This window comes from Aurantiacibacter sediminis (genome assembly GCF_016019885.1).
Taxonomy (GTDB): domain Bacteria; phylum Pseudomonadota; class Alphaproteobacteria; order Sphingomonadales; family Sphingomonadaceae; genus Alteraurantiacibacter; species Alteraurantiacibacter sediminis.
On record NZ_JAEANY010000002.1, the window covers coordinates 581,840 to 595,270 of the forward strand.

A 13,431-nucleotide genomic window follows, 5' to 3' on the forward strand; every position below is an offset into this window, starting at 1 on the left:
CCATCAAGCTTTCAAATGCATTCCATCATAGCCGACAAGCACGCCAGCGGGAATTTCTTCGCTCAGCGTCGCATAATCCATGCTCTTGTCGAGATGCGACAGCACAGTTTTGCGCGCCTTTGTGCGTTTGGCAAAGTCCAGCGCGCGCGAAAGATTGGCATGCGTCGGATGCGGTTGGCGGCGCAGACAGTCGGTCACGAGAATGTCGACATTGGCGAAAAAGGCGATCATCGTATCGGTCAATTCGCTAAAGTCTGTCGCATAACCGATTGATTTTCCGTCCGCTTCAAATCGATAGCCCGTACTTTTGATCGGCCCGTGCGGCATTTCCAAGCTCTCGACGCCGAAGCCTGCAAACATACGCAGATTTTCCAGCGAGCTGAGCTCCACGATGTTGGGATAGCCGTGTTCACCTTTAAAGACGTAGCTGAAACGCGGCTTCAATCGGCTGATTGTGGCGCTTGATGCGAAACCCGGCAGTCCGCTGGATCTGCCGAAGCGAAATGGCCGCAAATCATCGATGCCGTGGCAATGATCGGCATGGTCATGTGTCCAGAAGACCGCATCAAGCCGGTCAATCTCGTTCGCCAGCATCTGTTGGCGCAAATCGGGCGACGTATCGACGAGCAGCCGGTTACCAGCATCGCTTTCTACCAGGATCGATACACGTGTACGGCGATTTTTCGGATCGCGCGGGTCGCATGCACCCCAGTCATTGCCGATACGCGGTACGCCGGTCGATGTGCCGCAGCCTAGGACTATCAGCTTCACGCAGGCACCCCGCCACGCGCCTTGCTGAACAGTTCGAAGAAGTTCGCCGTCGTATTCACGCCGAGCTCCTCAAGGCTTTCGCCACGCAGGTCCGCGACGAATTCGGCTGTGTTGCGAACGAAAGCCGGTTCGCCTGTCTTGCCGCGATGCGGGACTGGAGCAAGGAACGGACTATCGGTTTCGACCAGAAGGCGATCACCGGGAATTTCTTTTGCAAATTCCTGCAGTTCTTTCGCATTCTTGAAAGTGACAATTCCCGAAAGCGAGATCGAGAGTCCCATCTCCAGAACGCGGCGCCCGAATTCAGGGGAGGCGGTGAAACAGTGGATCAGAGCAGGGAAGGCCCCCTTCCCCATTTCATCCTCGAGAATGTCACCGGTATCCTGATCTGCATCGCGCGTATGAATTACCAGCGGCAGGCCGGTTTCTCGCGCGACGCCGATATGCATGCGGAACAGATCCTGCTGAACCTGCCGATCCGACTTGTCGTAATAGTAATCAAGGCCTGTTTCACCGATCCCGATTACCCGATCGTGCTTGGTCGCCTTGAGGAGTATGTCACGGCCCAAGTCGGCATGTTGATCGGCCTCGTGCGGATGGATACCGACGGTCGACCACACGTCATCTTCGCGCTCGGCGACAGCGATCACATCGCCCCACTCGCTTTCACGCGTCGAGATATTGAGGAAGCCCTGCACACCGAGCGCGCGGGCATTGGCCAGAACTTCAGCCTGACGTTCCTTCAGTCCTTCGTAGACGAGGTGGCAATGGCTATCGATGAGCATTAGCCGCCCTGCCCCTCGTCGCTCTCAGGCAGTTCGAGCCGCGGGAAAAGGCCCTGTGGCTTCTCAAGGCGGAACTCGCTCTGCGACAAGGCGCGATACCAGACGGTGTCGATCGTTTCGGTCTCGGCGCTCATCGCGCTGCGAAGTTTCGCCATCGATCCCGGCATTACCGGCACGACCGCCTGAGCCAGCTGCGCAATGCAAAGGTATAGCGTCGCCAAGACAGTCTGCATCCGATCCGGATCGGTTTTCTTCAACGCCCACGGAGCCTGCACATCGATATAGGCATTGCAGGCAAAAACCGCATTCATCCACGCCTCAAGCCCTTGCGAGAATGCCAGAGCTTCGAAAGCCGTGGACAGATCCGTTTTGCAGGCTTTTTCAATTTGATCGAGCAGCTGTGTGTCGTCTGCCTGCCGATTTTCAAGTGGAGGCAAGGCCCCATCGCAATTCTTGAATATCAAGGAAAGTGTGCGCTGAGCCAGATTACCAAAACTGTTCGCAAGTTCGGAATTAGCCCTGTTTACAATCGCTTCATGTGAATAGCTGCCATCCTGTCCAAAGCTGAATTCGCGCAACAGGAAATACCGCAGCACATCGACGCCGTAGCGATCTGCCAGCTCTGCCGGGTCCGTCACATTACCGAGGCTCTTGCTTTCCTTCTGCCCCTTGTTGAGCAGGAAACCGTGCGCAAAGACCTGTTTCGGAAGCGGAATGTCGGCGCTCATCAGGAAGGCGGGCCAGTAAACAGTGTGGAACCGCGTAATGTCCTTGCCGATCAGATGCAGGTCTGCCGGCCAAAATTTGGCCATGTCCTCGGTGTCTTCGGGGAAGCCGAGGCCGGTCAAATAATTGGTGAGCGCATCGACCCACACATACATGACGTGGTCTTCCGCGCCCGGCACCTTAACGCCCCAGTCGAAGCTCGTTCGGCTGACGGAGAGATCGCGCAAGCCACCCTCTACGAAGCGCATCACTTCATTGCGGCGGCTATCCGGGCGGATGAAGTCCGGTTGCTCATTATAGAGCGCCAGAAGCTTGTCCTGATAATTGGAAAGGCGGAAGAACCAGCTTTCCTCCACTGTCCACTCAACGGGCGTGCCCTGGGGCGAGAGTTTCTCATCGCCCTCCCCGCCGATCAGCTCGCTCTCGTCGTAATAGGCTTCATCGCGGATCGAATACCAACCTTCGTATCGGTCCAGATAGAGATCGCCTTTGGCTTCCATCCGCTTCCAGATTTCGCGGCTCGCGGCGTGGTGGACATCCTCGCTGGTGCGGATGAAGCGGTCGTAGGAAATATCGAGTTTCGCGAACAAATCGCGGAAATGGCCGGACATTTCATCCGCCAGCTCGCGCGGTGTTATGCCGAGATCGCGCGCCTTTTGCGCCATTTTCAGGCCGTGCTCGTCCGTCCCGGTCTGGAAGCGCACATCGCGGCCCATCTGGCGGTGAAACCGTGCAAGAACGTCGGCAGCGATCGTCTCATAGGCATGGCCGATATGCGGCTTGCCATTGGGGTAATGAATCGCGGTGGTAAGATAGAAGGGATCAGCCATTTGCGCGTTTCCCTAGGCTGCACTCCGGGCCGCTGCAAGGTTGCTTAGCAACGTCCCGATTTCCATGATTAGCAAGCCAGCATCGAAATTGGCGGTCGGCGCTTGCGCGGCGAGGCGGACCAACTCGGCATGGCTCTCAACCAGCGCGGGGATCTGATCGCGCCCAACGCCCGACATATGACCGGCCACCACGGCGCGCGCCAATTCAATGGCGGCTAGCTGCTTCTCCCGCTTCGGCCGCGCACCCATTGCTGCGGCCAGTTGTCCGCGCAGGGAAAAATCGGGGTCCCCGCGCTCAGCGATCTGCTGCATCAGAGTGTGAATTTTGCCGAGATCAAGTTCGACGAAATCAATCGCTGCTCCGGGTGATCCTGACGCAGCGGCGATGGCCGCATCGCGCATTTCATTGCTGGCCTGCGGGGCTTCCCTCGCAAGGACGGCGCGCATGTCGTCATCCGAAATACGCGGGAAGGAAAGCACACGGCAGCGTGAGCGGATCGTCGGCAGCAGGCGGCCAATGCGATGAGCGATCAGCAGGAAAAACGTGCCCTGTGGCGGCTCTTCCAAGCTTTTGAGCAAGGCGTTTGCCGTCGGCGTTTCCATATCGTCCGCCGGATCAATGATGACTACGCGCCGCGTGCCGAGCGTTGGCCGGGTAGTTAGCCGCTGTTGTAGCTTACGGATTTGCTCGATCTTGATGTTTCGCGCCAGTTCATAGGGCTTGCCATCGGCACGCTTCTTGGCCTCCGCATCATTCTTTGGCGGATGCGAGGTGTAGAAAATATCGGGGTGATCGCCTTGTGGCTGCGCGATGCCATCTTCGGCCACGAGCTCCCTGGCAGCAGCAAGCGCGAATGCGGATTTGCCGACACCCTTGCGACCGGACAGAATCCAGGCGTGATGCATCCGCTCACCGGATGATGCGCTACGCCAGCTCGCCCATGCATCCTCATGCCCGATATAGGTCATCCGCCTTCGCCAAGCAGCGGCGCCATCGCGCGCATGATACGTGCGTGGACCTCTTCCGGAGAGCCGGCAGCATCGATCAGCACAAATCGCTCCGGATCCATTGCGGCGAGATCGCGAAAGCGCTGCGCCACGCGGGCGTGATAGTCCGCTGAACGGCTGCCGATCCGGTCAGCATTATCGCCATCGCGCTCAGCCAGCCTCTGAGCCACATCTTCACTTTCCGCCTGCAGCAGGAACGTGATGTCGGGCATCAGCGCATAGGAGCCGATCGTGTGTAGCGAAAGAATGGCGTCGTCGGAAAGGTCATCACCGCCCGCCTGGTAAGCGCGCGAGGAGTCGATGAACCGATCGCACACCACCCACTGCCCTTCATTCAGCGCGGGGCCGATGGCATTTGCGACATGATCCGAACGGGCGGCAGCAAACAGCAAGGCTTCAGCCGCGACATCCCAATCGAACTGTTTGTCCAAAAGGAGCTTGCGGATTGCTTCAGCACCCGGTGTTCCACCTGGCTCGCGCGTTTCCAGCACGCCGAGGCCGCGCATTTCCAATGCGTCCGACAGCATTTGCGCTTGCGTCGATTTGCCGACGCCCTCTCCACCTTCGAGGCTTATGAATTTGCCGCGCATCAGTTCATCCAGCTTGAAAAAGCATTGGCAATTCGTTCGAACATATTGGCTTCCTGCACATCGGCGGCAGCAATCAGCGGCGCTTCCAAGACATTTTCCCCGTCAATTGTCAGTCTCAGGCGCGCGACAGTGTCGCCAGCAGCGATCGGCGCCACCAAAGGCCCTCGATACACCGTTTCCAGTTTCCAGCTATCCACGTCGATATCTTTTGGAAGAGCCACGGCAAGGTCTCGCTCCAGGCGCAGATTGACGCGCGCTGCGGAGCCATCCTGCACTTCCGCCGAGCCCACAATCGCGCCGGCATCAATCAAGGTGGTATGTTCGAAATTATCGAAGCCCCATTCAAGAAGCGCGCGCGAAGCTACATCTCGCTCTCGCCCGGATGGCGCGCCTGCCAGCACCATGAGCAGGCGCCTGTCATCCCGCTCGGCCGAGCCAAGGAATGTGAAGCCTGCTTCGTTTGTGTAGCCGGTTTTCATGCCGTCCGCGCCATCGACGCGGCCCGTCACCGGATCGTGATTGGACTGAGCAATATCGCGCCAGCGCATGCCGCGATGGCCGAAAAAACGGCGATATAGACCCGGATAATCGCGCGTGATCGCAGCGCCAAGCAGTGCGAGGTCGCTCGCCGTGGTGTAGGTTTGCCCGCCGTCCGGAAAGCCGTTTGTCGAGCCAAAATGCGTGTCGCGCATCCCCAGCGCTTCAGCATTGGCATTCATTAGATCGATCCAGCTTTCCAGCGATCCTGTCGCGGCATTGGCCAATGCGACGCTCGCATCATTGCCCGAGACCGTGGTGATACCGAGAAGAAGCTGAGCGACCGTGGGCCGTTCACCTGCGCGAAGGAACATGTTCGAGCCTTCGGCATACCATTCCTCCTCCAGCGAGGCGGGATAGAGATATTGCATGTCGAGCCGAAGCTCGTCTTCATCGATAAGTTTGAACGCGGTATAGGCGGTCATCACCTTGGTGACGGATGCCGGGACGAAACGGCGATCCGCCTCGCGCGAAAACAGCGTCTGACCGGTCGACAAATCGACCAGCAGACCCACGGGTATGTCTTCCGGCACGGGTGCGGGCGCTGGCATCGCGGGAGATGCAGGCAGCACAAATGCGCCGAGCCCCACTACAACTGCCGTAAATCTTTTCAGGTCCAATCTGCCACTCCGTGCGGCGATTGGCACCTTTGCCTAGCCGCTGGTCAGGATTCGTGCATCGCTATAACCCGCACGCCGGACATTGGCGAGGGAAGCCTCAGCTTCTCCACGGGTGGCGAACGGGCCAGTGCGCACGCGCCAAAAGCGGCCGGATTGCATTACGTAGCCACCCAACGCTTCAGCGGCGCGATTAGCACGTTCCTCGGTGGAGAATGCGGCGGCTTGCACTGTGAAGCGGCCTTCTGCGGCCTCTGGGGCCGGAGCTGGGCTCTGGGCTACTTCTGCCGTTTCGCTTCCAGTGGTTGGCAAGGCCGCTGCTGCGCTTTCGGAGCCCCCTAGCGGGAGTGACGGCGCATCGGTCACATCCGGCATTTCCTCATCCAAATCAGCGACGGCGACAACCATCTCTGTATCCGCTGGTGCTCCCTGCGGCGCATCAGCGCTTAAGGATGCCACGCCCGTTTCCGGCAGGCGTCGCTGCAGGACTGCGAGCAAAGATGCGGGTGTATCCATCCGCAACGGAGCGGCCTCGCCCGCGCGCAAAGCGAAGCGCTCTGCCTCGGGCGGATTGACGCGGCGCACTCGCACCGGAGTTTGGGCCGCCGCGCCAAGCTGCTCCAATGCAGCCGAAGACAGCGCCACTAGGTCGTTAGAATCCATCGGCCCGCGCCGTTCGAGCCTCACGAGGATCGTCCTCCCGCTTTCGAGAGATGTCACTTCGACATAGCTCGGCAAAGGCAGTGTGTGATGACTGCCCGTAATCCCGCTCGCACCGTGATCGACGGCGAGATAGCCGACGAGATCATAGTTCAGCGTATCGACCGGAACATGCTCAGCCCCATTCACCACATAGGGTGCACCGACGGTGACCGGATAGTCCGCTGAAGGACCGTTTTGCTGGCTGACCGGAGTCCGGGCACTGCTCATCGGAGCTACGGGCTCCTCAGTTCCTGTCGTACAGGCTGCAAGGCCCACAGCCAGAGCAGAGCTCGCTATCCCCTTGAGAAGGAAATTAAAACGGCAATCATCGGCGAATCTCATCTGCAAGCAACCCCACGCTCATCGCGTAATAATTCGAGCAGTTATATTCGAGGATAACCCTATAATTCTGAGTTAAGAGGTAGCCGGGCTCTGCCGGACCGTCCGGTTCGAACAGCGAAGCCATGACGTCATCACCGATGGGCGCACGCGGCTCCACGCCCATTTCGCGCCATTCGCGAACGGTCATCCAGCGGCTGTGGCGACCATGTACACGCGGGCAGACGGGGGCGGCAGAGTTGTTTTCGATGGCCGAGCGATCAACGCTGTTCGGCACGAATGCGCGCACTGCCCAAGGCTGACCGGTGCGCCAGCCAGCATCGCGGAAGTAGTTGGCGATCGAATGCATGGAGTCGGCGTCCGACGTCCACACGTCGCGGTCTCCGTCACCGTCGCCATCGACGGCGAGGCGCAGATATACGCTAGGGAGGAACTGGCCGTTGCCGAATGCGCCAGCCCAACTACCTTCCAATTGCGAGCGCGGAACGCCCATATCGACCATCTTGAGCACGTCGATCAGCTCACGCTCGAACAAGGTACGGCGGCGTCCGTCCCAGGCAAGCGTGGCGAGCGAGCGCGGCAAATCGAAGCCGCCCATCACAGCTCCGTATGCGGTCTCGTGACCCCAAATAGCGACGATGATTTCGGCAGGGACGCCGTATTCGCGCTCAATCTCGGCGCGCAAGGGGGCAATCCGGGTCAAGGCGCGCCTGCCGCCATTGATACGCGATGCAGTATTGTGGCGGCTAAGATAGCTGCTCATCCAGGCAAAGCCGGTGGCGGGATTGACGTTGCCGCCGGATCCGGCCTGTTCGCGGTCAAGCTCCAGCACGCGGTTGTTCGGTGTGAGGCCTGCAAACACACGGTCGATCGTCGCCTGACTGACACCCTCGGCCCGGGCTCGCTCGCCAACCTCGTCAAGGTAGCTGTTGAAGGACTGCTCCTGAGCTTGCAGCGGCGTGGCAAGCAGCAGGCTGGCGGAGAGGGCGATGCCGATGCGGCGAAGAGGCTTTGTGATCATGCGGTCACTCTATGCCAGCTTTCATCGGCTTGGGAATGCCCTGTTTTTATTCCTGCGCCCAAAGGACTCGCATTTGCGATGGATTGGTGTGGTGACAAGCGCGCCCAAACGCGCTAGCTCGCCTCCCGCTCGGTCGGATGGGTGGCAGAGCGGTTGAATGCACCGGTCTTGAAAACCGGCAAGGGTGCAAGCCCTTCGTGGGTTCGAATCCCACCCCATCCGCCAGCAAGATCCCCAACGGCGGAGTAGCAATGACACAGCAGATCATCCTGATCGGTCTTCACCCCGATGTCGTGGATTGGGACAAATGGCCCGATCTTTCGCCTGAGAAGCTTATGGAGGGCACTGAGAAGACCCGCACGGCTCTTGAGGAAGCGGGTTACGGGGTGACCATCGGGCTTATCAAGACCCGCGATGAAGGCGCTGCCGAAGCGGCGACGCTCCTTTCACAGAAACCCTACGCGCTCGCCCTGATCGGCGCGGGCGTGCGCAAGGATGACGATCAGTTCCTGCTGTTCGAGAAGCTGATCAACCTGATCCGCGAACACGCCCCGCAAGCGAAGGTCGCCTTCAATTCCTCCCCGTCCGATACTGTCGATGCGGTAGAGCGCTGGCTTTAGATGTGTAGCGCCCTGCCGTAGGCGCCGAGCACCGCTTCATGCATCGACTCGCTGATCGTCGGATGCGGGAAGACGGTATTCATCAGTTCCGCCTCGGTGGTCTCCAGCGTCATGCCGATCGTGTAGCCCTGGATCATCTCGGTCACTTCCGCGCCGACCATGTGCGCGCCGAGCAACTCGCCGGTCTTCGCGTCGAACACCGTCTTGGTGAAGCCCTCTGCCTCACCCAGAGCGATGGCCTTGCCGTTGCCGATGAAGGGGAACACGCCGACTTTTACCTCATGCCCGGCTTCCTTGGCTTTCGCCTCGGTCATGCCGACGCTCGCGATCTGCGGGTGGCAGTAGGTGCAGCCCGGGATGGCCGAGCGGTTGAGCGGGTGCGGATGCACGTCCTTATTGCCCAGCTCTTGCGCAATGGCCTCGGCACAGGTGACGCCTTCGTGGCTCGCCTTGTGCGCCAGCCACGGGCCGGGCGTGCAATCGCCGATGGCCCACAGGCCCTTGGATTTGGTGCGACCGTAGGGATCGATCTGGATGAAGCCGCGATCCATCTCTGCCAGCTTGTCGATGCCGATGCTCTCGGTGTTGGGCATGATGCCGATGGCGGTGATGCAGTGGGTGTATTCGCCCGTATGGACCTTGCCGTCCTTGTCCTTGATCTTGGCGGTCACGCCCTTGCCCGTCACCTTCAGGTCCTCGACACCCGCGCCGGTCATGATCGTCATGCCCTGCTTGGTGAGGCTCTTGTTGAGGAAGGCGGAGACCTCGTGGTCCTCTACCGGCACGATCCGGTCGAGCATCTCGACCACGGTCACATCCGCGCCCATGTCGTTGTAGAAGCTGGCGAACTCGATACCAATCGCGCCCGATCCGATGACGAGCAGCTTCTTCGGCATTTCGGGCGGCACCATGGCGTGGCGATAGGTCCACACCTTCTTCCCGTCTGCCGGAGCGAACGGCAGGTCGCGTGCCCGCGCGCCGGTGGCGACGATCACGTGCTTGGCCGAGAGATTCTCCTCGCCTTTCTCGCCTTTCACCGTCAGACTGGTCGCGCCGGTCAGCGTGCCATCACCCATGTGGACGGTGATCTTGTTCTTCTTCATCAGGTGGGCGATGCCGCTGGATAGCTGTTTGGCAACCCCGCGGCTGCGCTTCACGACGGCTTCGAGGTCTGCTTCGATTGCGCCAGCGATCTTGAGGCCATAGTCCTTGGCATGCTGCGCATAGTGCAGGATCTCTGCCGAGCGAAGCAGGGCCTTTGTCGGGATACACCCCCAGTTGAGGCAGATACCGCCCAGATTCTCGCGCTCAACGATGGCGGTTTTGAGCCCCAGCTGCGCGCAGCGGATTGCCGCGACATAGCCACCAGGGCCCGATCCGAGAACGACGACGTCGTATGAGTTGTCAGCCATTTGCTGTCCTGCTTTCAGTGGTTTCGTTCAAAGGGTGTGACAGGTGTGACAGTGTCCAAAGGGAGAATTTCTTCGGAGCGGATTTCACGCCTAAAAATGGTGTTTCAGTGGAGGCAAAACAGCTGCTCACGGTGAGCAATTTGCCTGCCAGTTTGGTTGTAGGAAAGAGCGCTGAAGTCATGCCGCACCCACAGGGCGGGGCTTGCCCGCATCGTCTATCGCAACGAAGGTGAACTTGGCAGAGGTGACCAGCTCTTCCTCTTCCGAATGCCGCTCGCGGCGGTAGGCGTCGGTGGCGATGACCATGCTGCTGGTGCCGACCTTGGTGATTTCGGCATAGACCGAGACTTCGTCGCCCACTTTCACCGGCTTGTGGAACGTGACGCCATCCATGGCGATGGTGACCGCCCTGCCCTTCGCGCGGCGAGCAGCGACAAGCCCCGCGCCCGAGTCCATCAGGCTCATCAGCCAGCCGCCGAAGATGTCGCCATAGGCATTGGCGTCGGCAGGCATCGCGGTGACACGCATGGCAGGGTTGCGATTAGTCATCACAGACCGAAGAGGTAGCCAAAACCGATGAAAAGCACTCCGACGAATGCCAAAGCAAGCAAGCCGAGCCAGAGGACGACAGTTCGCAACACACGTATGACGCGCATTCAATCAGCCCCTTCATGAGCATTTCAGTGGCTCGATACGAGAAAGATACCAAAGCCCATTAGCAAACCGACGAATAAGAAGTTGCCGAGAATTCCGCCGCGCTTCGAACCATGCTCCATCTTCTTGAAGAGGGAGCCCACAACGAGAATAGGTATTAGGGCACCCGCCACAATTATGCAGAGGATACCTACTATGAGCAGCAGGATGTCCATTCGAGCTCGTCATCCTTGCTTTACGCCACCAGCCCCAGCGGTGCTTCGATCATTTCCTTGAACGCCTTCATCAGCTGCGCACCGTCTGCACCGTCAATGGCGCGGTGGTCGAAGCTGCCGGTGGCACTCATCACGCTGGCGATCTGCAAGCTGTCATCGACCACGTAGGGGCGCTTGTCGCCTGCGCCGATGGCCATGATCATGCCCTGCGGCGGGTTGATGACGGCTTCGAACTGCTTGATGCCGAACATGCCCATGTTGGAGAGGCTGGCGGTGCCGCCCTGGTACTCTTCGGGAGCGAGCTTGCCGTCCTTCGCGCGGGTGGCGAGGTCTTTCATTTCGGTCGAAATCTTGCTCACTGCCTTGCTGCCTGCATCGGTGACGATTGGGGTGATGAGGCCGTTGGGAATGCTCACGGCCACCGACACATCGGCGCGGCTGAACTTGAGCATGGTGTCGCCAGCGAACTGGACGTTGCAAGCGGGAACGGCTTCCAATGACTTGCCAAGCGCCTTGATCATCAGATCGTTGACCGAGAGCTTCACGCCCTGCGATTCGAGCGCGGCGTTCAGCTCGCTGCGCAGCTTGAGCAGCGCATCGAGGCGGATATCGACCGTGAGGTAGATATGCGGCACCTGCTGCTTGGACTCGGTCAGGCGGCGCGCGATTGTCTTGCGCATGCCGGAAAGCTTCTCGACCTCGTGCGGAATGCCGAAGTCCTGCGCTTCTGCCGGAGCAGCGGCGGGCGTTGGCGTAGAGGCTGGAGCGCTTGCGGCAGGAGCCGGAGCGGCTGCGCCCGGTTTCGCATCCTCGACATCGGCTTTTACGATGCGGCCATTGGGTCCACTGCCCTTGATCGCGGAAAGGTCGAGACCCTTCTGCTCGGCGATGCGCTTGGCGAGCGGCGATGCGATAATGCGGTCGCCTGATGTTTTCGGGGCAGTCCCACCTTCCGACTGTCCTGAGCTTGTCGAAGGACTGCTTTTTTCTTCGGACGCTGCGCTGGAAGAAGAAGACAGTGCTTCGACAGGCTCAGCACTCTCGGATTTTTGAGGTTCGGGTGAGGCCCCATCGCCGGCCGGTTCCACATCGCTCACGTCTTCGCCATCCTCGGCGAGCGTCGCGATGATCGTGCCGACCTTCACGCCTTCTGTGCCTTCTTCCACCTGGATATGGGCGATCACGCCCTCATCCACGGCTTCGAATTCCATCGTTGCCTTGTCCGTCTCGATCTCGGCCATGATGTCGCCGGAGGAGACGCTGTCCCCCACTTTCACCAGCCATTTTGCGAGAGTCCCTTCTTCCATGGTTGGCGAAAGGGCGGGCATCTTGATGGCAATCGGCATGTGCGGAGAACGCTCCCTGACAAATTAGGTTTCTTGCTCTTTTCGTGCTGCCGTTCATTGGCCAATTTGGCCGCGCGGGGCAAGGTTCACTTGCACATGCCGCGATTTCCCGGAATATCCAACGCCTGGATGAGGGAAATACGAATGCGCGTTTATCTGACGATCATCGACGAGACAGAAGAAGCGCGGGTGGCGCTGCGTTTTGCGGCGCGCCGTGCGGCCAAGACCGGGGGCATGGTCCACCTGCTCGCACTCGTCCAACCGCAGGCGTTCAACGCCTTTGGCGGCGTGCAGGCGACGATCGAGGAAGAGGCGCGCGACCGGGCCGAAGCGCTCGCCAGCAGCGCGGCGGGAGAGTTGGCCTACGAAAGCGGGAAGATGCCACAGATTGCGGTGCGCGTCGGCGATGCGCAAAAGGTGATCGCCGAATATCTCGGCGATCACCCGGAGGTTGCAGCCCTGGTGCTCAGTTCAGCGGCAGAGGGGACTCCCGGCCCGCTGGTTACGCATTTCACGCAAAAAGCCGGGAGCCTGCCCTGCCCCCTGTTCATCATCCCCGGAGGCTTGTCCGAAGAAGAGATCGATAGGCTCTCTTAAGTTGCGAACCCGCATCCGCGGGATCGTCCTCGCTAGACGCGCAGGCACGCTGCGCCCGCTGCGGGCGGCCAGTTGGCCTTGCGGTTCGCCAAGCGAACCGTACTGGCGCCATGGTTAGGTTCGCGTACCGCGCGTCGGGTAATCATTCTTCAGCACGAAATCGAGCGCACTCAGCAGATCGTCGAGCGGCGGGCGTGTGAATGGCGCGTTCTGGGTCTGCGCGAAATAAACGGACATGTCAGGCTTGAGCAGGAACAGTCCGGGCTCAGAGAAGACTTGCGGCTCTTCGCTGTCCGGCCGCTTTTCGGAAATGTATAGGCCCCATTCGCGCGCCTGGTCTTCGCTGAGATTGTAGACGAGCGGCAAGTCGTGCGTTTCCCACTCCTTGTCTACCACCATCGCGCGCTCTTCATCGTCCATGCAGATGGCAAAGACATTCACGCCGCGATCGACGAAGTCCTGCAATTTGCCGGCCAATTCCTCGAGGTAACTTTTGCAAATCGGGCAATGCTTGCCGCGATAGAACACCAGCATGGTGAAATTATCGGGCTTTTGCTTCGACAGGTGAAACTGTGCGCCGATCGTCAGTGGCAGTTCGAGGTCAGGCGTTTTCTGGCCAGGTTTGATCATGAAATTCTCCTTTCATAATCAATGGCCGGCC

At 59.8% G+C, this 13,431-nt stretch carries 15 protein-coding genes and 1 tRNA gene; 3 read left to right on the forward strand and 13 right to left on the reverse strand.

Annotated elements, in window-relative coordinates:
* Window positions 1-3 precede the first annotated feature (3 nt).
* The 8 genes from I5L03_RS08375 to I5L03_RS08410 form a co-directional block, all read right to left on the reverse strand.
* Window positions 4-771, reverse strand: a complete 768-nt coding sequence (locus I5L03_RS08375; RefSeq protein WP_197921284.1) for an MBL fold metallo-hydrolase — start codon at window positions 769-771, stop codon at window positions 4-6.
* Entirely contained in the window at window positions 768-1,556 is a 789-nt protein-coding gene (locus tag I5L03_RS08380) for a TatD family hydrolase (RefSeq protein ID WP_197921285.1), read from the reverse strand. Before I5L03_RS08380 ends, I5L03_RS08375 begins: the two co-directional genes overlap by 4 nt.
* The gene (gene metG, locus I5L03_RS08385; protein WP_197921286.1) at window positions 1,556-3,112 is read right to left on the reverse strand and encodes a methionine--tRNA ligase; all 1,557 of its coding nucleotides are present in this window, start codon (window positions 3,110-3,112) and stop codon (window positions 1,556-1,558) included. Before metG ends, I5L03_RS08380 begins: the two co-directional genes overlap by 1 nt.
* 12 nt (window positions 3,113-3,124) lie before the next feature.
* Window positions 3,125-4,081: a DNA polymerase III subunit delta' gene (locus I5L03_RS08390; protein ID WP_197921287.1), complete on the reverse strand. Its 957-nt coding sequence runs from the start codon at window positions 4,079-4,081 to the stop codon at window positions 3,125-3,127.
* Window positions 4,078-4,713, reverse strand: coding sequence for a dTMP kinase (tmk, locus tag I5L03_RS08395; RefSeq protein WP_197921516.1), 636 nt, complete (start codon window positions 4,711-4,713; stop codon window positions 4,078-4,080). The genes I5L03_RS08390 and tmk overlap by 4 nt, the downstream gene beginning before the upstream one ends.
* Window positions 4,710-5,867, reverse strand: coding sequence for a D-alanyl-D-alanine carboxypeptidase family protein (locus tag I5L03_RS08400; protein WP_197921288.1), 1,158 nt, complete (start codon window positions 5,865-5,867; stop codon window positions 4,710-4,712). The genes tmk and I5L03_RS08400 overlap by 4 nt, the downstream gene beginning before the upstream one ends.
* A gap of 33 nt (window positions 5,868-5,900) precedes the next feature.
* A complete protein-coding gene (locus I5L03_RS08405) occupies window positions 5,901-6,794 on the reverse strand; it encodes an SPOR domain-containing protein (RefSeq protein WP_234035148.1) in 894 nt (297 codons plus the stop codon).
* 97 nt (window positions 6,795-6,891) lie between these two features.
* Window positions 6,892-7,926 carry a lytic murein transglycosylase gene (locus I5L03_RS08410; RefSeq protein WP_197921290.1) on the reverse strand — a complete coding sequence of 345 codons (1,035 nt, stop codon included), beginning with the start codon at window positions 7,924-7,926 and terminating at the stop codon, window positions 6,892-6,894.
* A gap of 135 nt (window positions 7,927-8,061) precedes the next feature.
* Here I5L03_RS08410 and I5L03_RS08415 point away from each other — a divergent pair.
* Together I5L03_RS08415 and I5L03_RS08420 are read left to right on the forward strand one after the other, a co-directional pair.
* Window positions 8,062-8,151 (forward strand) — tRNA-Ser (locus I5L03_RS08415).
* Window positions 8,152-8,177: 26 nt separating this feature from the next.
* Window positions 8,178-8,546 (forward strand): hypothetical protein, encoded by a 369-nt coding sequence (locus I5L03_RS08420; protein ID WP_197921291.1) that lies wholly within the window; start codon window positions 8,178-8,180, stop codon window positions 8,544-8,546.
* On the opposite strand, the gene lpdA is transcribed toward I5L03_RS08420, so the two are convergent.
* From lpdA to I5L03_RS08440, 4 genes are all read right to left on the reverse strand, one after another.
* Window positions 8,543-9,958 (reverse strand): dihydrolipoyl dehydrogenase, encoded by a 1,416-nt coding sequence (gene lpdA, locus I5L03_RS08425; RefSeq protein ID WP_197921292.1) that lies wholly within the window; start codon window positions 9,956-9,958, stop codon window positions 8,543-8,545. The two genes, I5L03_RS08420 and lpdA, sit on opposite strands and share 4 nt — an antisense overlap.
* Before the next feature lie 177 nt (window positions 9,959-10,135).
* Window positions 10,136-10,507, reverse strand: a complete 372-nt coding sequence (locus I5L03_RS08430) for an acyl-CoA thioesterase (protein ID WP_197921293.1) — start codon at window positions 10,505-10,507, stop codon at window positions 10,136-10,138.
* A gap of 131 nt (window positions 10,508-10,638) precedes the next feature.
* Complete coding sequence (locus I5L03_RS08435; RefSeq protein ID WP_197921294.1) at window positions 10,639-10,827, reverse strand: hypothetical protein; 189 nt, start codon at window positions 10,825-10,827, stop codon at window positions 10,639-10,641.
* Between the two features lie 20 nt (window positions 10,828-10,847).
* Window positions 10,848-12,173, reverse strand: coding sequence for a pyruvate dehydrogenase complex dihydrolipoamide acetyltransferase (locus I5L03_RS08440; RefSeq protein ID WP_197921295.1), 1,326 nt, complete (start codon window positions 12,171-12,173; stop codon window positions 10,848-10,850).
* A gap of 144 nt (window positions 12,174-12,317) precedes the next feature.
* On the opposite strand from I5L03_RS08440, the gene I5L03_RS08445 reads away from it, so the two are divergent.
* Window positions 12,318-12,770 carry a universal stress protein gene (locus I5L03_RS08445; protein ID WP_197921296.1) on the forward strand — a complete coding sequence of 151 codons (453 nt, stop codon included), beginning with the start codon at window positions 12,318-12,320 and terminating at the stop codon, window positions 12,768-12,770.
* A gap of 114 nt (window positions 12,771-12,884) precedes the next feature.
* On the opposite strand, the gene I5L03_RS08450 is transcribed toward I5L03_RS08445, so the two are convergent.
* Window positions 12,885-13,400, reverse strand: a complete 516-nt coding sequence (locus tag I5L03_RS08450) for a peroxiredoxin-like family protein (RefSeq protein WP_197921297.1) — start codon at window positions 13,398-13,400, stop codon at window positions 12,885-12,887.
* Window positions 13,401-13,431 lie beyond the last annotated feature (31 nt).